At 41.2% G+C, this 24,712-nt stretch carries 27 protein-coding genes; 5 read left to right on the top strand and 22 right to left on the bottom strand.

Annotation, left to right across the window (positions count from 1 at the left end; genetic code table 11):
* Positions 1 to 81: 81 nt before the first annotated feature.
* The 7 genes from mnhG to NST34_RS13350 all read right to left on the bottom strand — a co-directional run bounded on the left by mnhG (position 82) and on the right by NST34_RS13350 (position 6,675).
* Positions 82 to 486 (bottom strand): monovalent cation/H(+) antiporter subunit G, encoded by a 405-nt coding sequence (gene mnhG, locus NST34_RS13380; RefSeq protein ID WP_076282804.1) that lies wholly within the window; start codon positions 484 to 486, stop codon positions 82 to 84.
* Positions 461 to 754, bottom strand: a complete 294-nt coding sequence (locus NST34_RS13375) for a Na(+)/H(+) antiporter subunit F1 (RefSeq protein WP_042187626.1) — start codon at positions 752 to 754, stop codon at positions 461 to 463. The genes mnhG and NST34_RS13375 overlap by 26 nt, the downstream gene beginning before the upstream one ends.
* Positions 754 to 1,227 (bottom strand): Na+/H+ antiporter subunit E, encoded by a 474-nt coding sequence (locus NST34_RS13370; protein WP_076282805.1) that lies wholly within the window; start codon positions 1,225 to 1,227, stop codon positions 754 to 756. The genes NST34_RS13375 and NST34_RS13370 overlap by 1 nt, the downstream gene beginning before the upstream one ends.
* A gap of 5 nt (positions 1,228 to 1,232) precedes the next feature.
* A complete protein-coding gene (locus tag NST34_RS13365) occupies positions 1,233 to 2,711 on the bottom strand; it encodes a Na+/H+ antiporter subunit D (protein WP_076282806.1) in 1,479 nt (492 codons plus the stop codon).
* Positions 2,708 to 3,046 (bottom strand): Na(+)/H(+) antiporter subunit C, encoded by a 339-nt coding sequence (locus tag NST34_RS13360; RefSeq protein WP_076282807.1) that lies wholly within the window; start codon positions 3,044 to 3,046, stop codon positions 2,708 to 2,710. Before NST34_RS13360 ends, NST34_RS13365 begins: the two co-directional genes overlap by 4 nt.
* Positions 3,046 to 5,910, bottom strand: coding sequence for a Na+/H+ antiporter subunit A (locus NST34_RS13355; protein WP_076299497.1), 2,865 nt, complete (start codon positions 5,908 to 5,910; stop codon positions 3,046 to 3,048). The genes NST34_RS13360 and NST34_RS13355 overlap by 1 nt, the downstream gene beginning before the upstream one ends.
* Before the next feature lie 126 nt (positions 5,911 to 6,036).
* On the bottom strand, positions 6,037 to 6,675 hold the full coding sequence (locus NST34_RS13350; RefSeq protein WP_341127981.1) for a universal stress protein: 639 nt from the start codon (positions 6,673 to 6,675) through the stop codon (positions 6,037 to 6,039).
* A 343-nt stretch (positions 6,676 to 7,018) separates the two neighbouring features.
* Here NST34_RS13350 and NST34_RS13345 point away from each other — a divergent pair, with 343 nt between their 5' ends.
* Both NST34_RS13345 and NST34_RS13340 read left to right on the top strand, forming a co-directional pair.
* The gene (locus NST34_RS13345) at positions 7,019 to 7,351 is read left to right on the top strand and encodes an ArsR/SmtB family transcription factor (RefSeq protein WP_341127980.1); all 333 of its coding nucleotides are present in this window, start codon (positions 7,019 to 7,021) and stop codon (positions 7,349 to 7,351) included.
* Positions 7,352 to 7,369: 18 nt separating this feature from the next.
* Entirely contained in the window at positions 7,370 to 7,903 is a 534-nt protein-coding gene (locus tag NST34_RS13340) for an SRPBCC domain-containing protein (RefSeq protein WP_042187617.1), read from the top strand.
* Positions 7,904 to 7,960: 57 nt separating this feature from the next.
* On the opposite strand, the gene NST34_RS13335 is transcribed toward NST34_RS13340, so the two are convergent.
* Genes NST34_RS13335 through NST34_RS13315 form a run of 5 tightly spaced genes read right to left on the bottom strand, consistent with a single transcriptional unit; the run spans position 7,961 to position 12,618 of the window.
* Positions 7,961 to 8,704: an alpha/beta hydrolase gene (locus tag NST34_RS13335; protein ID WP_341127979.1), complete on the bottom strand. Its 744-nt coding sequence runs from the start codon at positions 8,702 to 8,704 to the stop codon at positions 7,961 to 7,963.
* 20 nt (positions 8,705 to 8,724) lie between these two features.
* A complete protein-coding gene (locus NST34_RS13330) occupies positions 8,725 to 9,525 on the bottom strand; it encodes an alpha/beta hydrolase (protein ID WP_341127978.1) in 801 nt (266 codons plus the stop codon).
* Positions 9,526 to 9,544: 19 nt separating this feature from the next.
* Positions 9,545 to 10,582 carry a FecCD family ABC transporter permease gene (locus NST34_RS13325; RefSeq protein ID WP_231573437.1) on the bottom strand — a complete coding sequence of 346 codons (1,038 nt, stop codon included), beginning with the start codon at positions 10,580 to 10,582 and terminating at the stop codon, positions 9,545 to 9,547.
* Positions 10,575 to 11,582: a FecCD family ABC transporter permease gene (locus tag NST34_RS13320; protein ID WP_445667691.1), complete on the bottom strand. Its 1,008-nt coding sequence runs from the start codon at positions 11,580 to 11,582 to the stop codon at positions 10,575 to 10,577. The genes NST34_RS13325 and NST34_RS13320 overlap by 8 nt, the downstream gene beginning before the upstream one ends.
* A gap of 22 nt (positions 11,583 to 11,604) precedes the next feature.
* Positions 11,605 to 12,618, bottom strand: coding sequence for an ABC transporter substrate-binding protein (locus NST34_RS13315; protein ID WP_341127976.1), 1,014 nt, complete (start codon positions 12,616 to 12,618; stop codon positions 11,605 to 11,607).
* Between the two features lie 209 nt (positions 12,619 to 12,827).
* On the opposite strand from NST34_RS13315, the gene NST34_RS13310 reads away from it, so the two are divergent.
* Positions 12,828 to 12,962, top strand: coding sequence for a hypothetical protein (locus NST34_RS13310; RefSeq protein WP_256721554.1), 135 nt, complete (start codon positions 12,828 to 12,830; stop codon positions 12,960 to 12,962).
* Positions 12,963 to 13,339: 377 nt separating this feature from the next.
* On the opposite strand, the gene NST34_RS13305 is transcribed toward NST34_RS13310, so the two are convergent.
* From NST34_RS13305 to NST34_RS13285, 5 genes are all read right to left on the bottom strand, one after another.
* Positions 13,340 to 13,915: a hypothetical protein gene (locus tag NST34_RS13305; RefSeq protein ID WP_341127975.1), complete on the bottom strand. Its 576-nt coding sequence runs from the start codon at positions 13,913 to 13,915 to the stop codon at positions 13,340 to 13,342.
* Positions 13,875 to 15,407 carry a M56 family metallopeptidase gene (locus NST34_RS13300; RefSeq protein WP_341127974.1) on the bottom strand — a complete coding sequence of 511 codons (1,533 nt, stop codon included), beginning with the start codon at positions 15,405 to 15,407 and terminating at the stop codon, positions 13,875 to 13,877. Before NST34_RS13300 ends, NST34_RS13305 begins: the two co-directional genes overlap by 41 nt.
* Positions 15,408 to 15,409: 2 nt before the next feature.
* Positions 15,410 to 15,772, bottom strand: coding sequence for a BlaI/MecI/CopY family transcriptional regulator (locus NST34_RS13295; protein WP_076282816.1), 363 nt, complete (start codon positions 15,770 to 15,772; stop codon positions 15,410 to 15,412).
* Positions 15,773 to 15,915: 143 nt separating this feature from the next.
* Entirely contained in the window at positions 15,916 to 16,362 is a 447-nt protein-coding gene (locus NST34_RS13290) for a hypothetical protein (protein WP_341127973.1), read from the bottom strand.
* A 27-nt stretch (positions 16,363 to 16,389) separates the two neighbouring features.
* On the bottom strand, positions 16,390 to 16,728 hold the full coding sequence (locus NST34_RS13285; RefSeq protein ID WP_042187604.1) for a winged helix-turn-helix transcriptional regulator: 339 nt from the start codon (positions 16,726 to 16,728) through the stop codon (positions 16,390 to 16,392).
* Positions 16,729 to 16,883: 155 nt separating this feature from the next.
* Between NST34_RS13285 and NST34_RS13280 the strand changes: the two genes are divergently transcribed.
* A complete protein-coding gene (locus NST34_RS13280; RefSeq protein WP_341060599.1) occupies positions 16,884 to 17,612 on the top strand; it encodes an SDR family oxidoreductase in 729 nt (242 codons plus the stop codon).
* A gap of 43 nt (positions 17,613 to 17,655) precedes the next feature.
* Here the strand turns inward: NST34_RS13280 and NST34_RS13275 are convergent, their stop codons facing one another.
* Positions 17,656 to 19,044 carry an alpha/beta hydrolase gene (locus tag NST34_RS13275; RefSeq protein WP_341127972.1) on the bottom strand — a complete coding sequence of 463 codons (1,389 nt, stop codon included), beginning with the start codon at positions 19,042 to 19,044 and terminating at the stop codon, positions 17,656 to 17,658.
* A gap of 47 nt (positions 19,045 to 19,091) precedes the next feature.
* Positions 19,092 to 19,913: a DUF2785 domain-containing protein gene (locus tag NST34_RS13270; RefSeq protein ID WP_341127971.1), complete on the bottom strand. Its 822-nt coding sequence runs from the start codon at positions 19,911 to 19,913 to the stop codon at positions 19,092 to 19,094.
* 214 nt (positions 19,914 to 20,127) lie between these two features.
* On the opposite strand from NST34_RS13270, the gene NST34_RS13265 reads away from it, so the two are divergent.
* On the top strand, positions 20,128 to 20,916 hold the full coding sequence (locus NST34_RS13265; protein ID WP_076282822.1) for a tyrosine-protein phosphatase: 789 nt from the start codon (positions 20,128 to 20,130) through the stop codon (positions 20,914 to 20,916).
* An 86-nt stretch (positions 20,917 to 21,002) separates the two neighbouring features.
* Here NST34_RS13265 and NST34_RS13260 read toward each other — a convergent pair whose 3' ends face one another.
* From NST34_RS13260 to NST34_RS13250, 3 genes are all read right to left on the bottom strand, one after another.
* Positions 21,003 to 21,725, bottom strand: a complete 723-nt coding sequence (locus NST34_RS13260) for a sensor domain-containing protein (protein WP_341127970.1) — start codon at positions 21,723 to 21,725, stop codon at positions 21,003 to 21,005.
* A 126-nt stretch (positions 21,726 to 21,851) separates the two neighbouring features.
* Positions 21,852 to 22,991 carry a toxic anion resistance protein gene (locus NST34_RS13255; protein ID WP_076282825.1) on the bottom strand — a complete coding sequence of 380 codons (1,140 nt, stop codon included), beginning with the start codon at positions 22,989 to 22,991 and terminating at the stop codon, positions 21,852 to 21,854.
* 24 nt (positions 22,992 to 23,015) lie between these two features.
* Positions 23,016 to 24,704 carry a vWA domain-containing protein gene (locus NST34_RS13250; RefSeq protein WP_339270803.1) on the bottom strand — a complete coding sequence of 563 codons (1,689 nt, stop codon included), beginning with the start codon at positions 24,702 to 24,704 and terminating at the stop codon, positions 23,016 to 23,018.
* Positions 24,705 to 24,712: the final 8 nt, after the last annotated feature.

The raw sequence follows: 24,712 nt of genomic DNA, 5'->3' as shown, positions 1-24,712 counted from the left end.
AAAAAACAAACCCGCGTGTAGACGCGGGTTTGTTACAGTTTTTGCTGCTGTTATTGAAAATCAAGATAATTCCTAACACTTCTACCTTTGTTCTTGAGGTATATCTCGTTCAGGGGTTACTGGTATAACTTGCTCTTTCTCCAGCACCTCTTTTAAATCATCCTGAATTCTTCGATCCCAATGAGGAACACCGGAGCGATATGCCGCCCTACCTGTTAGGTGGGCGGATAAAGGTGCAGTTATAAATACAAAGACAATTCCTAGTAATAGCTTTGCACTAATATGATTCTGAAAAAATGCAAAATATAGAAATGCCCCAACTAAGACACATAACACACCGAGAGTGGCACTCTTCGCGGCAGCATGTGATCTTAGATAAACATCAGGTAGCCGTATCAAACCAATAGCACTAACGGCGCTAAGCAATGCCCCTATAAGAATTAACAAGGCAAACAGCAACTCACCTGTAGTCTTGATCATTTCCATTTTCTAGCACCACTCCCTTTTCGATATATCTGGCAAAGGCTGTCGTTCCAATAAAGGAAAGAATTCCAATCAATAAAATAATTTCTATAAAAGCCTGCGTTTGGAGAAAGACAGATAACACGGCCACCATTGCTAGCAGATTAATTCCAATCGTATCTAGTGCAGCGACTCGGTCAGGTAAAGAAGGTCCTTTCACCAAACGCCAAGCACATACGCCTATAGCTAAAGCCATGATCGTAATGGATAGCATAAGAATAAAATGAATCATTAGCGGGTCACCTCCAGTATCGCTCGCTCAAAGGTATCACGGATATTTGCTCTGAACTGTGCAGGGTCATCAACATCCATAGCGTGAATATACAATGTCCGATTATCATCCGACACTTCAAGCACCACCGATCCAGGAGTGAGGCAGAGCATCGTGATTAACGTTGCCACTTCCCAATCTGATTTCAGCTCTGTAGTATATTTGAGGATAGCTGGACGTATATTAAGCTCCGGTCTTAGAACGGCTTTTACCACTACATAACTAGAAACGACCAGCTCCCGCAGCAGCAACAGGATTAGCTTAAGGATCGCCCACACTTTTCCAAGATATAATCTGGGCCAAAAGCGTCGCATTCCGAGCAGAATGAGTATACCGAGCAGGAAACCAATGACGAAACGTGGCCCAGTCCAATCATTGTGCAGAAACATCCACAGGAATGCTATCATGAAATTCAATAATAGTTGAAAAGCCATAGTATCTACTCCTTCATGACAGCGTTAATGTATAATGCTGGATCGGCCAGTACGGCTCCGGCTTGGCTGACATATCCGTTTACCGTCTCAGCACCTACACCCATCAGAATTACAATCGCGAACAGAACAGCTGCCGGTGCCATCATAGCTTTATAATGAAGCGGTTTGACTTGTTCTTCCCTTTTCTCGCCACCCCAGAATACCTGCTGGAATACCTTGATCAAGGAATATAACACTATGAAGCTTGATGCAAGTGCAATTAGAGCCAGAGCCACATGATTCTGTCCAAATCCGCTACGCACCATCATCACTTTTCCAGCGAAACCACTAAGTGGTGGAACACCAACCAACGCCAAAGTCAGTACGAAGAACATCCAGCCGGTCCACGGATAGCGTCGAATTAAACCACCCATTTCTTTTAAGCGGTCGGTGCCCGATGCTGAGATAATCATCCCGCCCAGGAAAAATAATAATGCTTTGGCAACCATGTCATGCATTAAATAAAACACTACACCATTTAACGAATCCTGAGTCGCGACAGAAATCCCAAAAGCAATAAATCCAACACTGATGATGATATTATAATTAAAAATCCGCCCCAGATCGTTGTAAGCCAGTGCACCGATTGCACCAAGGATCATCGTCGCTCCCGCCATCCAGGCAATCAGTGAATGGGTGAGTCCCGGTTCTTGAATAAAAATCAATGTAAAGGTACGTGTAATGGCATACAATCCCACTTTCGTTAACAATGCTCCAAACAGTGCTCTAACAGCCACAGGTGGCGCACTATAAGAATCCGGAAGCCAGAAAAAGAGCAACAAACCTGCCTTTATCGAAAATACGATCAGCAGCAGGACCGCAATGACGTTCATTACACCGCCTTGTCCCGCCTCTGCTACACGCATAGATAGATGTGCCATATTCAGTGTTCCTGTCGCGGCATATAAATAAGCAAGCGTTGCTACAAACAAGGAAGAGGAAATCACGTTAACTAATACATATTTTAACGTCTCTCTCAGTTGACCTTTGGAGCCACCAAGTACAATTAAAGCGTACGAGGCAACTAACAGGACCTCAAAGCAGACGAACAAATTAAACAAATCTCCGGTGAGAAAGGAGCCAAATACCCCAGTTAATAGAAAATGGAAAAACGGATAGTAATAAAACCTTTCTCTTTCTTCCCCAATGCTGGCGAAGGAAAAAAATAGACATGCCGCACCAACAATAGCACCGACTAGCACAAGTAAGGCCGCAAACATATCGGCAACAAACACAATGCCATAAGGTGGAAGCCATCCACCCATATATAGGGTCTGGATGCCCTTTGTACTTACCTGGTACACAATGATTCCAGAAACCAAGATATTTAAAAACACACTGACGGCACTGATAATACGTTGCAGATCCACTCGTTCTTTTAGAAAAATCAGTATAACTGCCGTAAAGGCCGGAATCAGCAGAGGCAGCACTAGCAAGTTGTTCATTGTTGTCTCTCCTCCTTGGTTCCTTCCACATCATCCGTGCCCGTCGAACGGTAAGTCCGGTATGCCAAAACAATGAAGAATGCTGTTACTCCAAAACTAATTACAATAGAGGTCAAAATGAGCGCCTGCGGTAACGGATCTACATACGCCTCCGCTTTTTCACCTAGCAAAGGTGGAGCACCTGTCTTGAGACCCGACATTGTCAGTAGCAGTAAATGAACACCATGGGTAATTAAATTAGTACCCAGCAGGATGCGTAGCAAGCTTTTGGAAAGGACTAGATAAACACCTACGGTAAACAATACGCCGATCGCCAAGGCAACAACAAGCTCCATTAGCTATCCCTCCCGATCGTAAGTATGATATTCATAGTGACACCAATAACAGCTAGATAAACACCAAGATCAAAGAACATTGCAGTGGTTAATTCTGTTTTGCCCATCAGCGGCAATTGGAAATACCCAAAATTTTGGCTCAGGAAGGGTACGTCGAATATAAATGAGCCAACCCCGGTAAGAAAAGCAATCGAAATCCCGATCGCAATTAACTTACGATAATTAATAGGCAGCACTTTCTCAACCATATCCATCCCAAAAGTAATAGCAAGTAGCACCAAACCTGCAGAAGCCATCAAAGCCCCAATAAATCCGCCTCCCGGATTATTATGACCGGCAAAAAACAAAAACAACGAAAATATCAGAATGATAACGAATGCTACTTTAGCTACCGCTTGCAGTAACACATCATCACTTCGGGAATAACGAGGCTTATTATAGGGAACAACCCTCTTCAGTTGGTCTGCTGTACCCTCTCCATCCAACTGCAGCTTGATCATGGAATAAATAGCAAGTGAGGCAAGGCCTAGTACTGTTATTTCAAACATGGTATCAAAGCCGCGGAAATCAACGAGCAGAACATTGACAATATTTTTACCGCCACCCAAAGTATAGCTATTCTCCACATAATATTTCGAGATGGATTCGAACGGACTACTGCCTAGAGCAGCAAGTGCAACCAATGTCATCGTTACGCCCATCCCGATGGAAATAGTTAGTTTCAGGAAATGCGCACGAGGTTTGAGCTTCTCTTTTTCCAGCCTAGGCAAATGCCTGAAACATAATAGGAACAATGTAACAGATACCACTTCAACAATCATTTGCGTAAGCGCCAGATCAGGAGCTCTGAACAGAACAAAGAGCAAAGTAACCATATAACCAACCATTCCTGTTAACAAAATGGCTGTTATTCTGGAACGCACAAACGGAATAGCTAAAGCACCTAGAAGCAAAACCATTACAGCAATAACCTCAAACAAAGAAAAAGGAGTATACTCAGTCGTACCAAGTGTAATTCCATCTGAATACCAGACGACACCGCAAATCGTTACGATCAAGAAGGAAAAAATATACATTAAATAATGTCTCATGGAACCAGTCATATAAGAACTAGTCACCCATCTAGACAATTTCTCAACCAGCCGGATTACTCCGTCATAGACTTGATTTAAAGTGTAGCCACTGCCCCATTCTTTATCGACCAGACTTAAGCGGCCATAGATTCGGTATACAGTAATACCAAGAATCACAACACCAAGTGTCATCCATACTTCTGGTGTAAAGCCGTGCCAGAAATGGATATTCACAACAAAAGGTTCCCCGGTCTGCAAGATAGGGTGAATAGCATTCATTGCAGGGATAATAAGTGTATTAGATAATATATTCGGGAAAAAACCGATAAATATAGACAGCACTGCTAGCAGGCACGGGGCAAGCAGAAGTCCAAATGGGGCTTCATGCGGTTTTTTGTCCAGCTTCTCAGGCTGATATTTTCCGAAAAAGGTGTGGAATACCAAAATCATACTGTATGCAAAAGTAAACACGCTGGCAATCCAGGCCAAAACCGGGAAGAGCGTAAACAACGAGGGAATAGAGAATATATCCAAGTTTCGGATATTCAGGACAGCTGTAAAAAACATCTCTTTACTTAAAAATCCTGAAAATGGCGGCAAACCAGCCATGGAGAAACTGCCGATCATCGCTACCGTAAAGGTAACCGGCATAATGGAAATCAGTCCGCCCAGCTTTCGCAGATCGCGGGTACCCGTCTCATGGTCAACTATACCGACCATCATAAACAAAGAGCCTTTAAAGATGGCATGGTTAATAAGGTGAAAGATAGCCGCTGTTGTTGCAGCAGTGTAAAAGACTGAATCTTCCCCTGCATAAAATGCCGCTGCCGATCCCATTCCTAGCAATCCCATAATCAGTCCAAGTTGACTAATCGTTGAATAGGCTAATAGAGCCTTCAGGTCCGTCTGCTTCATCGCCTGGATAGAGCCATAAATCAAGGTGATCAAACCGACGCCTGACACAACCCAGAACCACTCATATTGCCCCGCAAAAATAGGGCTGAAACGGGCGACAAGATACAATCCAGCTTTAACCATCGTCGCCGAGTGAAGATATGCGCTGACGGGTGTCGGTGCCTCCATGGCATCCGGCAGCCAGATATGAAACGGGAACTGAGCTGATTTGGTGAAGGCGCCTAAGAGAATTAGTAGCATCGCCGGAATAAATAAAGCATGCCCGCTAATATCGCCAACCTCACTCCAAATTTCCCTGATACTAAAGGTGCCTGTCATTACATAAAGCATTAAAAAGCCGGCAAACATCGCTAAACCACCAAATACGGTAATCAACATAGATTTAAGAGCACCATACCGCGATTTTTGCCGCCGATGCCAGAAAGCAATCAACAGAAATGACGAGACACTTGTTAATTCCCAAAAACCGTATAGCACCATCAAGTTATCCGAGAGTACAACGCCAAGCATCGCTCCCATAAACAACATTAAATAAATATAAAAAGGGGTCAACGCTTCTTTTCGCTTGTCTAGATAATAAATCGAATAGATAATTACAAGACTACCCATTCCAGTGATTAACAAAGCGAACAGTAAACTTAATCCATCCAGATGGAAAACCAAATCAATGCCTAGGGAAGGAATCCATGAAACGGTTTCATATCCCAAATCCCCTCCCTTAATAACGGGAATCCGGGTTAAAAAATATACAAACAAAGCGAGTGAACCGGGGAAAACAAGCCATCCTCTATGAAGGTTGGATGCTCTCTTGGTCAAAAGTGCGATTACTAAGGCCATTAGAAACGGAACAAGTATGATTACATGCAGCAAAGGCAGTCCTCCTTTTCCACTTGAGCTTATCAAGTTGTGAACTTTAGTACTTACTTTTTTACCAAAAGCCAAAGATCATATGATTGGAAGGGCCCTTAATAATAGGCCCTCATGAAGATAAGGGCACGCCGATTATAAAGAATCGGTCAATGTGCCATCACAAATATGCAAATATCTAGCCTTTCCATCTTCTTGCTCAATTCTGAATAAACCGTTCTCAAATTCTGTGTGTAATTCGTGAAAGAACTTTCCTTTAAGTGAATACTCACCCTTAGGTTCATCACTGAGCTGATACTCATCCCCGATTTTGATCAGGTAGGCGATTACGCCTTCCTCATGGGTTTCTTCCAGCCCGGCGCGCATCCGTTGAACGGCAACTACATGCAGATCCATCATTTTCATTTTACCAATGAGTTCATTGATGAAATTGCGTTTGGTAAGCTCCTGCCATCGAGTCTGAGCAGATTGTCCAATTACGATCTGTGTAACCTCATTCTTTTCAGCTACTTCTACAATAATATCAGTTGTTTTTCGGCCTTCACGTTTCCGAATGATAAATTCTGCGCCAGCTTCATCGGCAAGACGTTTCCAAACCGTCATATACATTTCTTTGCTCTGATTATATTCATCATTGTCCGAACTATCGACATTTAATACAAACAATGGGGCCCCTATTATTTCAGATAGTTGCACACCACGCCGGATTAAACGCTCCCCATGCGGACCATAATGAACACAAACCATAATCTTTTCATTGTGTATGACCTTCACCCTCCTGTAACATGGCCAAGAAATACAAAAGGAGCCTACTGGCGTTAGGCCCCTTGCGTAAATCTAAAACCGATAAGTTATACTTAATTATATCTATTCCTATGTTTTTTGTAAAGTTTAATGGTTATCATGGAACATATTTCTACGTAATGATTGTACTATGCCCTTCTTTTGAAGTTATCATACAATGAAAATTTTAAATATCCCTTTACAGGAATATTCACTTAATGGTATATTGTAAATGCAAACAGGAAATACAAGGAAGTAGGCCTGTTGAGTCGCTCCATCATGGCCCGTCATATGAAATCCGAATCAAATCAATGAATCGAAGTGATGATTGTTTATGAATACTAACGTAATGAGTGCTTTAGCAGAGCCTAATCGTATGCAGATCGTTGAATTATTACGCGAGAATCCCCTAACCGTTGGAGAGATCGCAGAAAGTCTTCAGTTGCGTCAGCCTCAAGCGTCCAAGCATTTGCGTGTTCTCAGTGAAGCAGGCCTTATTGAAGTTCAAGCTGTTGCTAATCGGCGCATTTGCAAGCTCCGCCCTGACCCTTTTAAGGAATTAGACACTTGGTTAGAATCCTACCGTCATATGTGGGAGGAACGCTACGATCGACTGGATGATTATTTGCAGAAGCTTCAAAACAAGGAATTAGATAATGAAAAGTAAACGAGGAGGATTTATCCAATGACAAATTCTAACCAAACCAACCAACTAGTATCCAAAGTTGAAGGCAGCACTCTAATATTAGAGCGTATTTTTAAAGCTCCACGTGAGCTAGTTTTTAAAGCTTTTTCTGAGGCTGAGCATTTGAAGCATTGGTGGGGGCCAAAAGGCTGGACACTTCCCGTATGCCATGTCGATTTTCGGCCAGGAGGTACTTGGCATTATTGCATGAAGTGCGAGGATAAGAGTCAGGGAGATTTCTACGGTATGGAGTCTTGGGGTAAGGCGATTTATCGGGAAATTTCGATTCCAGAGCAAATTATTTACACGGACGGGTTCTCAGATGCAGAAGGTAATATTTCAAAAGATCTGCCCGAGACACTAGTCCAACTAGATTTTATCGAGCTGGATGGTCAAACGAAGCTGGTTAACACCGGTAAATACGCTTCTCCAGAAGCGTTACAACAAGTGATTGATATGGGGATGCTACCGGGTATTTCACAAACCTTTGATAATTTGGACGTACATCTTGAGAATATACAGAAGCATAGCTAAGAGAAGATAAGATAAAAAGGACGATGCAAGGATACTCTCTCCTGCTCGTCCTTTTATTCATTTTGCGGGAAATAAGAACCTGAGGCTACTCGGAAAATATTGCAGAAAAAACGTGTCATTATGCGTGCCTAATGGATCTGTCTCAAACATCACCCGCTGATCAGCTCCATCTACCTTCTCTTTTAAAATATCAAAAGCACGTTTACTATTAGGCACCATGTCCTTCTGTGCATTAGTCTTCTGGATACCTTCCTGTTCACCTACATACATATAGACTTTGCATTCCCTATCTAACTTTGAAGTCTCCATATAATGTATAAAATCTTCAAACCACACAGACGCGGATATGAAAATAAAATTATCAAAAACAGACTCCGTCTTGTACATCGCATACAGACTTATTAACCCACCTAGTGATACACCGCCTAATGCCAATTTGTCCGGCTCATGAGAGATGCGAAAAGAACGAATTATATGCGGGACCAGTTTCTTATATACGTAATCCAAATATTCATCACCCTTGCCCCCAAAGGACCAATCCTTAAAAAGAGCAGGCATTTCCCAAGGTGTATATTCATCATTGCGTCGCTGAGAATCAATCCCGATAAAAATAACCGGTTCTGTAATCCCCGCCTCCACATCCCTTTCTATATCAGCAATCGACTCTTTGAACAAGAAATCGCCATCCTGTAAGAAAACCGCCGGGAAGCTTCGCTCAGTAAACAAATGATATGCTTTAGGGAGATACACGATAATTTGTCGCCCCATATGTTCAAAAGTAGTAAGTTCTCCTAACATCATCCTGCATCATATCCCCTTCCTTAACAATTCAACATACGGAACGCTCTGCTCATGATGGTCGGTACTACTGACGCGTGGTTTTCATCTGGCGCTATGTAATGCTCAACCTGCAAATCAGGCAAAGAATACTCACACAATTTTGAAAATAATCCTTTAGCATCATCGACCATAAACGCCTCTTCACTGCCCACTGTGATCAATAGCTTTCGTTTCTCGGATCTTATCGTTTGACCCTTCTTATAAAACTCCTCCGCATACGCCAAGATTTCATGATCATTCCACCAAATCGAGGGGCTAGAGGCCAAATAATACTGGAATAGCTCGGCACGAGTAAACAGCGTCCAGAGGACAAACAACCCGCTTAATGAGTGACCAAACAAAACTTGCTTATGCTGATCGATATTATATTTTTCAGAGATCAGGGGCATTAATTCCAACTCTAAAAAAGATAGGAACTTTTCAGCACCACCATGTGGTCCTATGTCAGCATTTTTCAATCGATCCGGATATACATACTGCTTCGCAGGAGGCGTGAAATCATAAAATCTTCTTTTGGACACCTCATCATCTGAACCATAATGCCCAATGCCAATCACGATAGCTGGTGCAATCAAAGTTTTCGGCGCATTTCTTGACTGCAATTTCACGACATCCCGGCCCAATTGAAAATATGAATTACCATCGAGCATGTAATAGACGGGAAATCCATTCTCAGGGGCCTCTTCTCTCGGAATTGAGACCTTTATATCATACGTGTAGCCCATATACTGAGATTCTAGCTTCCATGATTCTGTGCGTTCGAGTTCAACTTGTGTTGACATATGTGCTGCTCACTCTCCCCTACACTCTTGACTTGGCTAATAAATATAAGAAATAGGGAATGCCAATAATCGAAACGACTATTCCCACTGGCAACTCTGCTGGCTGAAATAATGTTTTGGCAAAATAATCCGAGATCACCAGCAAGAACATCCCAACCACTGCACTGGATAACATAATATAGCGGTGATTAATCCCTACTAATCTTCTGGCGATGTGAGGAGCCATCAATCCTATAAAACCTATAGAACCGGATACAGATACACAGACACTTACAATCCCCACACTGCATAACAGAAAGATCAGCTTTTCTTTTTCTACGGAGATCCCCAAGCTTTTTGTGCTGGAATCCTCCAATTGAAAATAATTGAGCAAATAGCTTTTTCGATACATCACAAATCCTAAAATCAGTACCCAAGGTGTGATCATTATGATATAAGTCCAATTCGCGCTGTAAATACTTCCGACACTCCATACCGCAGCCATTTCATAATCACTTGCATTCATTTTTAGAGATAGATACAACGACAACGCCCCAAAACCACTGCTTATCGCGATCCCTGTCAATATCAAACGTTGCATATCAAGTGCACCATTCCGCCAAGAGAAAATAAAGATAACCACAACTGCGGCAAGCCCCCCCACAAAACCAAAGAGTGGCATGGCTAGTATCGAAAACCAGCTTTCTTTAAAAAAAGTAACCCCTGACATCTGAAAGAAAAACATAAATGCAACGATGGCAGCTCCGGCACCGGCATTAATCCCAAGGATACCTGGATCAGCCAGCCCGTTTCGGGTAATGCCTTGAATGACCGTTCCAGCCATCCCCAGACCTATGCCTACTAATGACGCAATAATGATCCGTGGTAGTCGAAATTGAAAAATAACCAGGTCAAATTTAGGATTGGGATCTATTCGCAGCAGCGTTTTTATCACATCCATGACAGACATATCAAAAGCGCCATTCGTTAGATGAAAATACCCCGCCACAAGTGTTAGCAGGATAAAAGCTAGTAGCGTCAATATATAGCGACTAAACTGTATTCTGCCTCTATCCACGTTGCTCTCCCCCTTTAACCCGAATTAAATAAAGGAAGAACGGGATTCCAATAAAGGCTGTCACAACGCCAATTGGCGTCTCAAACGGAAAGTTAATATACCGGCTTAAGACATCACAAAATGCTAAAAAAACAGCCCCAATGACTGCTGAGCAAGGAATGATGAAACGATAGTCGATACCAACGATAAAACGTGTAATATGAGGAATGATTAGACCTACAAAGGCAATCTTACCTACTAAGGCCACTGCTGTCCCGGTCAGACACACAACAGATAAAATACTGATGATTTTCACCCATTTTGTCCGTTGACCCAAGCTAATTGCCGTTTCATCCCCTAGAGAGGCAACCATTACAGATTTAGAAATACTAACTGCCAAGAGCAGACCAACGATTATAAAAGGAATGGACAATATTAGCATATTTGGATTTACAGTATGTATTTTAGAGCTATACCAAACGCTAACATTTTGTGAGACTTGAAAAAACATCGCTACTGCTGAGGCAATACTACTTAAAAATGTACCAATTACAGTACCAATAATGGCTAGTCTGACTGGAGATAAGCCGTTTTTGACCAATGAGCCAAATCCGAAAACCAAACCCGCTCCGATAGCAGAACCCACCATGGATAAAAGAATCATATGAACATTCGATAATCCAGGATAAAACACCATAGCCAACGTAATAACAAATGCCGATCCGTCATTTACTCCCATAATCGATGGTGATGCAAGATAATTCCGTGTAACTCCTTGCATTAAGGCCCCTGAAACAGCCAGTGCCGCTCCAACTAATAAAGCGGCGATTACACGCGGTAATCTAGATGTCATAATAATGTTGTGGTCCACATTATTTGCATCGAAGTGTGTAATCGCCTGCCAGATTGTTACTATTCCAATATCCTTAACACCATATAAGACGGATACAACCATTGCTAATACGATGAATAATGGAGAAGTTGATAGGATCAATATAACTTTCCAATTTTTTGTATTCATCTTATTCATCGCACCTTCGGTTTTACTTCAAGAGATTTTCAATTGCAGCTTCCAGGAATCTTACTTTAGACCAAGCTGTACCACCTTGCGCCAACGGATCAATTGCATTTACAAAGACATGATTGTTTTTGACTGCATTTACGCTTTTGAAGATCGGATTCTTAAGTAAATCATCAAGTGCCGTTGCATTATCCGTATTCTCGCTGGTCTCAAACTGTAAGAAAATATAGTCCGGATTAATTTCCGCTAAAGCTTCTAGTGAAAGCTCAGCTTGAGCTTTAGTAGTTGTTATTACTTCGGGAATGGTAGCACCTAAATCTTCGTAAATAACCGGATTCAGGTAAACACCCGCTGGATACACACACATACTACCCTCACGAATACGAATAACTAGAATTGATTTATCTTTCAACTTTTCTCCAACGTCAGCCTTTGCACTAGCAGCTTTTGATTCATAATCGCTAATAATCTTTTCTGCTTCTGAGGTCTTTCCGGATAATTGACCTAGTAAAAGCAGATTATCTTTCCAATTCGTTGAGATATGTGAATAAGGAATCATCGTTTGAATTTTATTAAGCGCACCCGACACATCTTCACCAAACTTGGAAGACCCTAAAATAACATCTGGATCTAGCTGCAAGATCGCCTCATTACTTGGAGCAAATTTATCCCCCACTAAAGATGCACCAGCTAATTCCGTTGACAGATAACCTGGAATGGCATTTGCTATAGCAAGTACGCCTACAGGCTTCACTCCTAGGATTGCAGCATCTTCCATAGATTCAAGACTTGCAGCTACGATATTGTGAATCTCTGCAGGTACTACATAATCCTTGCCTAGATATGTAATGGTTTGTTCAGTGGCTACCGCCTCCTGAGCCGTATTTCCTTTGTTGTTTGCATTTCCCTCTGCTGCTACGGCGGAATTATTTGCACTTTTTGAAGCTGCGTTATCCTTTTCATTGTTACCGCAAGCCGCCAAACTCAAAGCTAAAACCGCTGATACCCCTGCTAATAAAACTTTTTTCTGATTCATTATCTATCTCCCCATCTATATTTTTTTATCATTCCTTAAAATAAAGTAATGATAATGAGAATCGTTATCATATTAAATCATATGAGAATAATTATCAATAGATTTCTTTAAATATATGAAATTTTGTAAATTGTCAGATCATTATAAAGGGAGAAATTTCCGCAGATGACGTAATTGTTAAAAAAGGAAATGGAGCTGGCGGTGCATCCGTGTCACATGTACTGCATCTAATGCAGGTTGGTCTTCAAGAGGCGTACGCTCTGGCAGAGCTTGTCGAGCTAGATGCACTCTCTGTCGTAGTTCGGAATAAGTTTCGTAAACAATTGGGTCTGCCAATGGCCTAGACTCTACCGTCCTATTAAGAACACCGAAGGCGTTTATGCTTGCTATAATAGAATTTTTAAAACTTCTAGATTGCGGAGAAATGTGAAATGAACTCAAGGGATGGGCCTATATTCAACTGTTGGCCATGGGGAGCCCTGTTTTTAATTAAGCACACGCCTCTTTAGGATGACGGACCGAGCGGACCTTAAATCCTTAGAATACATGTTTTAGTCGAGCTTACGGACAACTGTATGCGAAAAACCGAATACAATGTGCCGAAGGTAACCTAAACGAGCCAGCGCCGATACACATGCTGAAGAACATGCAGAAGAACCCGCACCAATTGCGGGTTCTTCTGCGCTTAAATATAAATTCAACTTTTTCATCAACGTATAAATTACGGCATATATTTCTCAGCAATGCTGGTGACATATCCGTCTTTTTTAGTAATCACACACGGGGGCACAAAATCAGTATATCGCTTGAAATATTCAATAAACTCCTGCTTGCTTACTTCTTTTAGAGCACCCGCATTAGCATCAACTATAGAATATCTCGTATCCTCTGTAACCTCTAATGGATCGGTATACGTATATTTGTTGAGGATATAAAATCCATTGGGCATATCCTCATCTGGATTAATATTCAACCCTTTAAAGCGAGCGGAATCCTCCATTGTTAGCCATTCAATGTTATCAAAATCAAAGGAATGATTCTCCAGGCTAAGATTAAAAACATAGCCCATTAATATACTCTCGGGCGTGATCGCAAAATCATCAGCTGTAGCCTCATTGTCCACCACAAGCTGATCCAGCTTAACATGCTGACCCATTCCAATATCATTGCTTATATAATTCATGGCGACCTGCAAAGGATCAAGTAGTGCTGGCTCCTCACCCTGATCAGCTAATGTCTGCAGACGGGCATAATATTCAGCTATCGTAACATCGGTTTGAGGTATTGTAATATTCATTTCCATTCGAATCCTTCCAGCGTTCTACGCTCCAAATTCCTGAATCTCCTTGAATAACAGGTTGGGATAACAACAGTTGGCTTGTTTCGCCTGTCGTTAAGGGGAATTTCACTAGAATATGCTTCCCACTATAAGTTTCATGCGGAAGGTGATGGTTTGCTTCTAGAAACACACGCACTGCCATTTCCTGACCGGCTGGTGTGGATATGTCATTCTCTCCACTCCTGATTACGCCCAAATATTGTGGTGTTGAATTCATAATGGAAAAAATAAGTATCGGTTTTCCCATGCTTCCTTCTTCGGTGATAAATCCATCAACCACATTTTCCGTCATCTTCAGCTTAGCTGGATCATCCGGTTTCAAGCGATATTCTAAACTCCAAATTTCCAAGGGTGTTGCAAACAGATCGTCGAATGACGCTATTTTTTCAAGCTTAGTAATTTTACTGTCAACCATCTTAACATTTGTACTATTCTCATAGCTCGTGATGTTCTGCTCCATAAATTGCTCGGCATAATCCTTTACGGTTAATGGATCATTTTTCGGATTACTTATGAGTCCGACACACAGCGCAGCCACGACTAAGATTGCGACTAAAACAACCCAAAAGGCTGGTTTTTTGTAATTCAGAATATTTTTGATTCGTCCTTTTGTATTGCTCTCGCCAAAGGCAAGCGGTGAACCACCCATAAATCGTCTTCCAGTAGATAAGGACAAGAGTGAGGTCGAGTATTCCTTTTTGATTCCACTGCCCATCTGTCTTATGACGCTTTCGTCACAGGACTGCTCCATATCATCACTCATCAAATAAAAAGCAAGCCAAACCACTGGATTAAACCAATGTATACACAGAACAACGAACGCGAGAAGTTTTATGATGTGGTCGCATCTGTGTATGTGCACTTGCTCGTGTTTGATGATATAAGCTTTTTCATGATCGGAAAGACCGTTTGGAAGGTATATTCTAGGCTTAAGGAAGCCGAATACAAAAGGTGTGGAGATGCCGTTATGTTCATATACATTTTCGAAAAGAGGGGTTGCGGCTCTTAAGTCTCGTGAAAGTCGAACAGTGGCAACAATGCTGTAGATGAGCAGCAGCCCAATCCCGATCAACCATATATATTGGCCTATGTTAATCCACGCGTCTGAAGGATTTGAAGGGATTATACCACTTGGTGCAGCAGGTGTAGAGGGGATAGGTACGGGTGATATATTATTTACAGCTTGCTCGGATGTGTTGATTACATTTTGGATTTGAGGCGTTTGTGTGTATAGCTTATTTAGAGGTGAGTTCTGTACTTCAGATGGGATAACACTAAATATACTCTCAATCGAGAACGGACACAGGAGTCGGATCAAAACCACAGACCATAAGGCATAGGAGAATATTTTGGGAACTTTTCTTAAGAACAGCCGTGCCACGATGATAAACACAATCACATAACTTCCCGTAATGCTCATGTTTAAAAGTTGTTCAAACAGCTGATCCACCGTTACTCCTCCTTATGCTCATGGATTAGTCTTAGAACATCATCAATTTCGCTGTCACTTAATTTCCGGCTCTTTGTAAAAGCAGCCAAAAATTTGGGTAACGAACCGCCGAAGGTTTCCTTCACAAACGCCTTGCTCTGCTCCGCATAAAAGTCATCCTTTTTGATAAGAGAACCTACCACACCATTATCATTGATAAAAATCTCTTTAGCTTCAAGTCGTTTTAACATCGTATACGTCGTAGATTTCTTCCAGTTGAGCTCGGATTCACATAACTTCACCAGATTCCCTGACGGAATCGGTTCATGATCCCATATTAATTCCGCAAATCTCCCTTCCATTTCGGTCAGTCTGAGATCCTTCAACCTTGCGCCTCCCGTTGGTCTACAATTCCTAGACCTTCCATTTGAATTAGAGTTTACAACTTGTAGACCATTTTGTCTACAAAAATTTCCAGTACAAAAAAAGAGACTATGTCTTTGCAAACATCGCCTCATTGTTATCTTTATTAAGGATAAAACACAGATAAGTCACGAAACAATAGTCCGCTCTCTTCTAGTCTGTTAAGCTCCTCTTCTACATCAGTTACAATATGGCTTTCTCGCTCATGAGCTGTATTGATTAACCACGGTCGCCCCTGTCTTAAAAAACAAAGATCATCGGGCACTCTAGTCTGCATCCATGAGTACAAGCTCGTAGAATAGGATAGTAGGATATCGACCGCATCCGGTGAACATCTAAAATAATAAACATCTGCATAATGCCCCATAAGCCGAGTCCCCGGCCAATAATCATCTTTGACGATCTCTTTGAGAAAAGGCTGTAACCGTTCCAATAGTTCATATCCTTCTGGCTCTAACTCCATCTGATCCCGTTTGACCAAAATAAATTCATCACACACTTCCATAGCTACCTGTATCAGCATCTTATAGGCCTGACCCGTTGGGTCCTGCAAAATAGTATTTATAATAATGTCCGCCCCTTACTTATTTGTATTATTTAAATACTCCTGATGCATCCTTCCCCAGCCACACATGCTATCCAAAACAGTAATTAGTGATTTGCCATGTTCTGAAATACTATATTCCACCCTCAATGGAAGCTCATGAAAAATCACACGATCGATAAGTTGATCCTCTTCAAGCTCCCGTAGTTGCTTAGTTAATGTCCCTTGAGAGACATCTGGAATAATCCGTCGAAGTTCGCCAAATCGTTTGGTACCATCTATCAATAAAATAAATAAAATGAGCGGCTTCCACTTTCCACCGATCTTATCAAGCGTTGTAAGCACTCCGGCCAATCTCGGCTCCAGTAAATCCATGTGATCATCTCTTTCGAAAGTTATTCTATTTCACAGCTAGTATGAACAATCGTACCTAGTACGAAAAAAGTGCGTACTGTGCAGAATTTCTTTTATACCTAATAATAAAAAACAGAACTTAAAAGTCCATTTAACTATGAACGGAGTAGATAAAAATGTCCAGTATTTCATTAAAAAACCAGCGAATCGTCATTATCGGAGGAAGCTCCGGAATAGGGCTCGCGACTGCCAAACAAGCGGTTGAACAAGGCGCATATGTCATAATCGCTGGGCGTTCACAAGATAAATTAGAAAAAGCTCAACAAATTCTAGGGTCCGAATCTACCGAAACTCATTCGCTTGATAATCAAAATGAAGAAGACTTAAAGTCTTTTTTTGAAAAAATCGGCAACTTCGATCATTTGTTCACTCCCGGCGCCTCTTATGTTAGAGGACCGATTACTTCAAGCTTAGAGATTGCTCATAGCTGCTTTAATGCAAAGTTCTGGCCTCAATATAATGCTGTGAAATGCGCGATCCCATATATAAGTCCAACTGGCTCTATTGTTCTGATGTCTGGCGCATTCGGCCAACGACCTCTTGCAGACGGTGCCTCCTATGCAGCTTGTAACGGCGCGATTGAGAGTCTAGGAAAAGCATTGGCTGTTGAGTTAGCTCCGATTCGAGTAAATGTCATCTCCCCAGGCACCATTCATACCAACTTTAATTGGGTAGGAGCAGAACAAGAAACTAGAGACAAGTCTTACGATGAATATACGAATATGAATATCCTTGGCAGAGTAGGACATGCCGATGAAGCAGCACATACAACCATTTATTTGATGACTAATAACTATACTACGGGAAGCACCCTATTTCCTGATGGGGGTTATATTTTGCGATGAAAAATAAAAAAGCCCATATATTTGTGGGCTTTTTTTAATCAACTTACTTCTTATTAAAGACTATAAGTATTGAATCCTCCTGAACTTCCTTAATTTTATAGATACCCATATTTTCTGCGGATTCTAGCAGTTGTGTGAAATACTTCGTTGTTGTTTTCAATTTTTCAGCGGAAGACTTCAGGTGGATTAGGATCCCATCCCCTTGCTCCTCTGTTACCATAGATTTCAGATAGTATTTCAACAATTTTACATAATACTCATAGTTTACTTGATGCTCTACAGTGACACCTTCAAAGATAACATTTACATTCAATGATTCCGGCTTTATGAAGCTCACCCTACCGGTCTTATCTACCTGCCCCACTTCAGCATTAAGCACTTGATATTCAACACCTTCAAAAACTGTATAATCCATACCATTATCCATCGTTATTACTGAATTCAGACGAATATTGGCAGCATCTGGACTGAATAAGTTCAGATAGTCACTTATTTCAAGCTTTGTCGGTTGTCCTGCCTCTTTCCCTGCGAACATGAGTAACGGACTATGTACGCGTCTGTTCCAGGATTTCTCATCATGTGTACCTAGAGGATCCATCTGAAAAAATAAGTCTTTCCCAAGTACAAATCCCTTCGATTGCAATATATCCAGAAGTGGATCGATAGGCATACCTTCGGCAACACCCATGTCGATCCAGATTTTCATTACAGGTTTTCCGGTCACGCTTACCAAAGTTCTAAATAGAAGACCATTTCCTACTATCGTGGTAGGAGATAAAACCCCAATTGATGAAAATACCTCAGGATGCTTATATCCCATCCATAACGCTTGTATTGCACCATATGATGATCCCATGATCATACGATGATCTCGATCAGGAATGGTCCGGTATGTACTATCAGCATAGGGAATAACCGTATTAATAAAATAATGAATAAATTCCTCTGCAGTCGAACCATCCGTAGGAATGGACTCTTCCGGAAATGGAACATACTCCTTTCCTCGTTCTGAGCCGTTACTTGATGCGACAGCCACTACAATAACCTTCTCCATTTTCTTATCCGCAACTAGCTGGTCAATATTCTCCTCTACTAACCATTCTTTGCCGAAGGAGCTGGTATTTGTATTGAAAACATTCTGCCCGTCATGCATGTACACTACTGAATAACGTTCATCGTCGGTTTCATACCCTGCAGGCAAATAAACAAATATTCTCCGCTCACCTAGTTTATCTATGTGCACAGTACCTTTTGCCACAACCCCAATGTTTGGGCTATCCGATGCCTGAGGTGTATTGCTTATCGTTGGATTAGGGGTTGATGAAGCAACAATTTCATTTACATTTCCTTTCTTGCTGCATCCCGAAAGCGCTAACAATATTAATGCAACAATTCCCCAAAATCTCCATTTAAATATTCCACTTGAATGCATAGAACCCCTCCTGACCTATGGTTCAAATTTCAAAAGTGAACTTCAAATTAGGAATAGTATACTTTTTCCACTTTATATAATGTATGCTCGATAGTTGGGCAGAGATCGGCATCTACTTTATAAAATTTAACTCGAAAGTATAAACTTTTCAGAAAGTTCTTTATATTATTTTTTTGCCTGAAGGCAGGAAGAAACTCTGAATTTTTCTCCACATCACCAAAACTTTGAATCCATTGCTCTACATAAGTCTGACTAAGTATTTTTCTATTTAAAACACTAATTATGGGTCTTACCATTCTCTCATCTTCCCCATCGGAGTAAATTCGATCTGTTATGATCATCTTTTCATAAACCAAATGGAGAATCGTTATGAGGTCATTGTTATCCAGTTCGGAACATTGAGCTAAATCGTCTAAAGCATCTGCTGCATGGGCTATGGCATGAGCCCAGCCTTTTTCTTCATCATACCCGCGGTAATCTCGCTCTTCTTGTACATTGTAAAATACTTTCTCTTTTATCTGATGAATTTGCTCTCTTGAGAGAAATGGTGATTCTCTATGTCTCTCTAAAACGAGTGGTATGACTAGCATTGAGAAAGATCGAGTAAAGACAGCGTCTGTATTAGTTTCACCAAGCTTAAAATGCAAATGGTTATGATCCAAAATAACTGTAAGAAGTTGTTCTAGTTCATTTGCAGTTAGAGAATTACCAGGAATCCAATGTGATAAGATTGTATAAATCAGGTCATCACGCAGCTCGGCATCCACAGAACCGATGTTATGTATCATTTCTTGTATCAACTGGTATGTATCGGGAGGTGCTTGGTAGCCATTATCTTTTATTACTATCAACTTTTCTTTTAAATTCATTTTACACACTCCTACTAGAATTTTTCCGTATACAGCGCAATAACGCGACAATTAACAGAGGTATTAGTTTGGAAAATGTCACACTATCCTTTCGGGTTGTCGGCATTTATCATGGTACTATATATAGTATTAAGGGCAAACTTTTATGGTTAAGCGACACCCTTTCTACATTCTAGAATAGCCTATTCAATAACCAACCAAAGGTGGTACGAAAATGAACCAGAAACTAGAAACAACAGATTCTAAGCGTCGTGTTCTCCCCTTTAAAGGGGTCCTCAATTTCCGAGATATGGGCGGATACACCACCGCAGATGGCCGTAGAGTCAAATACGGTTTGTTTTTTCGATCAGCCGAATTAACAGGAATGACCGATCAAGATATAAAGCTCTTTAAATCACTTGGAATTAAGACCATATTTGATTATCGGGGAATAGAAGAAATTCGTTTAAAACCAGATCCAGTCATTCCAGGAGTTAATAACATTTGTGTACCTGCGCTAAAGCAAGAGGTGCCTGGAGACATGAGAGATGTGGTTCGTTCTGGATTCCTTGAACATTTTACGACAGACTTCTTGGTTAATATGTATTTGGATATGGCCTTTAATAACCCTTCCTTTAAGCGACTTATGGCAACCATTATGCTTCCAGATGAATTCAGTATCCTGCATCATTGTGCCGGCGGAAGAGACCGCACTGGCGTAGGATCAGCATTCATCTTCCTAGCACTTGGGGTTCCAAGAGAGACGATTATAGAAGACTATTTGCTCTCCAATCAGACACTTGGTCCTTTGAATGAGCAAATAAAAAAGCAAGCCTCACAGCATCTGTCACCGAAGGAAGTCGATACTGTTATGGCTGCGCTTATATTACGCAGAGAATTCATGGAAGCCATTTTCTCTGCCATTGACGCGCGTTATAAAAGTGTAGAGATTTTCCTCGAACAGGAATTCGGCATGACTGCTGATAAGCGCAAGCAGCTACAAGCCTACTGTTTAGAAGCTTAACAACTTATTGAGCTATGGACTAATTCATTAAGATAGCGATAAAAGTATAAGAAGCGTAGCTCTTTAAGAGCTACGCTTCTTTCCATTTAATACTGACGTTCTTCCTCGTAGGATACAAACAACATTCTACGCTGTACATCCATCAACGACTTAATCACCCAAGTTGCGATCACGGCAACGACGAGTCCCGCTACAACATAAGAAATGTATTGCTGAGATAATGTCCAGTCGATATTAAATAAAGCAAACACACTATTCTCCAAAATGTTCAAATCCATCGTTTGCAGGAAAATCTGATGAAGTACGGGTAGTGTAATCAGACCTAACGCAGCTGCTACCACAGTTATCGTTAGTGAAAAGAAGATAATACTGGATACGAATCGTCCCATAATCAGCATGATGTTACGTGCAAACTTTGCACCATCAAAACCTAACTTCATTCGTTGCAGGAAGCCTGCTCCCTCTTGCTTCATATCTGTTCTACGCTCTTCACTCGGTCTAGGGATATCCAGCAGTGATCTCACTAGGTCTTGCTCAAATTTCACAATGTAATCTAACCCTTTAGCTACTGCGAAAAATAAGGGTATACCGATGAAAATTGGTGTTAAAGCAATCGATAATGCTAATCCTGTCACCATAAACACGAAATATATAATCGTAATCGGCAAAGAGATTATAAAATACAACATACTCCGATAGGTCTTGGGACTTGATCGACGTTTGCCTGGTTTAGATTGTGATTTCGATTCTACGGGAATCTGCATGGAATCTACCGCTCCGATCGGCATTGTATACAACTTATCGTTCATTTCTTATGTCCTTCCTCTCACGTTATCAATTAATCTCATTATACGTGAGAAAGAGAAGGCTCAAAACAGTCTTAGGACCGGAGTCTTACCAGACTAAAGGCTAGGATGGGTTTAGACTGGAAATAGCTATAAGCCCAGCTTATTCCCCTTCTCGAGCCGCACGATCTGCTGTTCTCCGCTATCTGCCAGCTCTCTAAACTGGTTAATGGTTTCACGCATTTTAGGAAGAGCTTCCTGCTTATACGTACTTATCGAATCTAAAGCGGATAGCACATCTGTAAATGCCTGTTTTAATGTATCGACTGAAATGCTAGATTCTAGGGATTGCTTATGGATCGCCGCCCCCTGATCTTTCAACATTTTTGAGGTGCCGCTTATTAGCGTGTTGGTTGTTTGATTTAGGAGTTCAATCTTTTTCAAAACAATTCGTTGATTATAGAGTGCACTGGCCACCGTAACGGAGATTTTCAGGGCAGAAACCGTAACATTTCTAGCTCTGTCCACCCCTCTAATTAGCTCTTTATTATTTCGTATAACCACTTCAATCGCCATAATTCCCTGCTGATTTACTACCAGCATCTGTTGCAGATCCATCACACGCTGCCGCAGAGGAAACAACACCTCCTCCGTTATGAACTTTACTCTTTCTTCAGACTCATTACGTAGCTTGGCTGCATCTAGCTGAGCCTCAATCTCCTGATCCATCAGCATTCCTAGCTGAATTTCTTTCTGCAGTTTTTTAGTGAGCTCTCTAAGCGATTGCTGCTCAAACTCTAATGTAGTGTTATCATTTTTCAATACGGTTTTGCCTTTATCTAAAGAAATGATAATATCTGAGATTACAGCATCTGCTTTTTGATACTTCGCAAAATAACTCCGCAATGGGTTAAAGAACTTCCCTAGAAGACCACTTTTGGCAAAATCCACTGCGCTTGGGTCTAAATCTTTCAACTGGAGGTTTAGTTCCGTTAATCCTTTAGCTACTTGCCCGCCTTCATCCCCCGTTTTTGATAAATTCCCTACAGAAACTTGCAAAAGAGAGTTCTTGTCTGAAGACGATCTCATGGTGCTCATCCCGAAGCTGTCTATGGATTGCAGCACTTCTTTTCGCTTATCCAAAGATTCTAAATCCAGCTCCAAAATCGTCGAGACATTGGTTATCGCCATTTCCTTCAGTTGCGTTACTTCCTGTGGCTCAGGTTTAACCTGTTCTTCAATCGCTGATTTCAATTTTTCCGGACTTACCACTTCCATCGTAAAAGACATAGAACCCCTCCTAAAAGTTGTAACTTACATTTGGACATTGAGCAGGTTTCCGATTTTATAGACTACGTCATCTGTATCCGCGTTGATGTTAGCCGCTTCATTAATACTTGAAATGCTCTCCAGTGCTTTAATATTTGCGTTGTAGCCAATGGTGTAAATCGGAATTTTGTAGGTTTCAATTAAGCCCCTGATATCATTCAGTGAATGTCCTTCATTCGTCTCTCCATCACTTAATACAAAGATTAAAGGTTTGATTTCCGGGTTTATCTTCATTTCGTCTTGAAGCATTTTGAGTGCCACCACAATTCCATCAAAAGTCGCTGTCCCCCCATTCGCCTGAAGACTATCTATTGCCCCAACAAACATCGACTGCTGATTCGTGTCATATTTGCCAATTGGAAGATTTATCGTAACGTTATCGGAGTAGGAAACAAAACCAATACTATTATCTTTGCCTAAGTATTTCTGTCCTGTTAATAATGATTGCTTTAAACGATTTAAAGGCTCACCGTTCATGCTACCTGAGACATCAGCTACAAATACTGCCGCAATGGGTTTATTGCCGTTTTTCTTCTCCTTCCACAGCTTTTGAGCCGAGGATAAAAGACTGCCATCCACTGGATTCACCTCCGAATGATAGTCATTCAGTCCATTAAAACCTTTTTCCTCACCCAAACGCTGATACTTATCCTGTTCAACAAACTCCGCGAATTTCTTAATAATGTCCAGCTTCTCTTGTGGAAGATCACCTAATGCGTAAAGAGGGCTGTCATGCCTTACACCAAAAGGAGTAAATACATAACTACCCTTTAGTTCGGGGGCATTTGCGTATATTTGGTACTCTAATACAAAAGCATCCAGCTTCCCAGTTTTAGCCGCATCACGCATTTGTAAAGTAGTCGATGCGATAAAAGGTACATTCGCTTGGAATTTCTCAAAGCCCTGAACCGCTTGCGCTCCAAGCAAATCAGAGCTGTCAAACGTCCCAAGTGCAGTCACAAGAAAGTTCAAACCTGTTGAGCTGGCAAAAGGATCTGTGTAACCCATAGATAATTCATTATTCGCTATAGCATCAGTAATCGTCTTAACGTTTAAAGAACCATACTTTTCTACTAACTCATCATATTTCGTTTTATTCGTGACAATACCGGCTACATTACCAATAAGACGATTGGTTATAAGCTGCGTATTCATTCCGTTCGCTTTTACCATCTCACCCCATAACTCATTGGATGGTGTAAACGCATCTGGTATATATTTACCAGACCTTATGTAATCCGTCGCTGTTCCTGAAGCAATATTGCGAATTTTTACTGAAACAGGTAATCCGTTCACTTCTATATTGGAACTATTAAAGTCTGTCGCCACTTCATTAAGCCATCCATCATTACCCGTTCCTGATTTCTCTGTGGATGAAAAGATTTCGACAAAGCTATCCGTTGTATTGGTTACTGATATAGGAAATTTAGAAATATCCGGCAAGGAATCACCAATCGCTACAGGATCAAGGTCGATTTGTCCTTTAACTTGCTCCGCGATATTTACGTTAATTTTTTTATAAAGTTTTTCCAGCCGCTTTCCTGCATCTTCTGACGAAACCTCAGTAGTGGTTTTACCTAAATTAGATGTTAAGGTGATCCCAAAATACACAAGAGCAAAAACTACCACTGTTATAATCCCGAGGACTAAAAATGTTCTCCCTTTCCTAGCCATTCGCATCT

Source organism: Paenibacillus sp. FSL H7-0714 (genome assembly GCF_038003765.1).
In the GTDB taxonomy this organism is placed as follows: Bacteria; Bacillota; Bacilli; order Paenibacillales; family Paenibacillaceae; genus Paenibacillus_AQ.
Note: the sequence above shows the minus strand (reverse complement) of the source record. Positions and strands in the feature narration are given on the sequence as shown.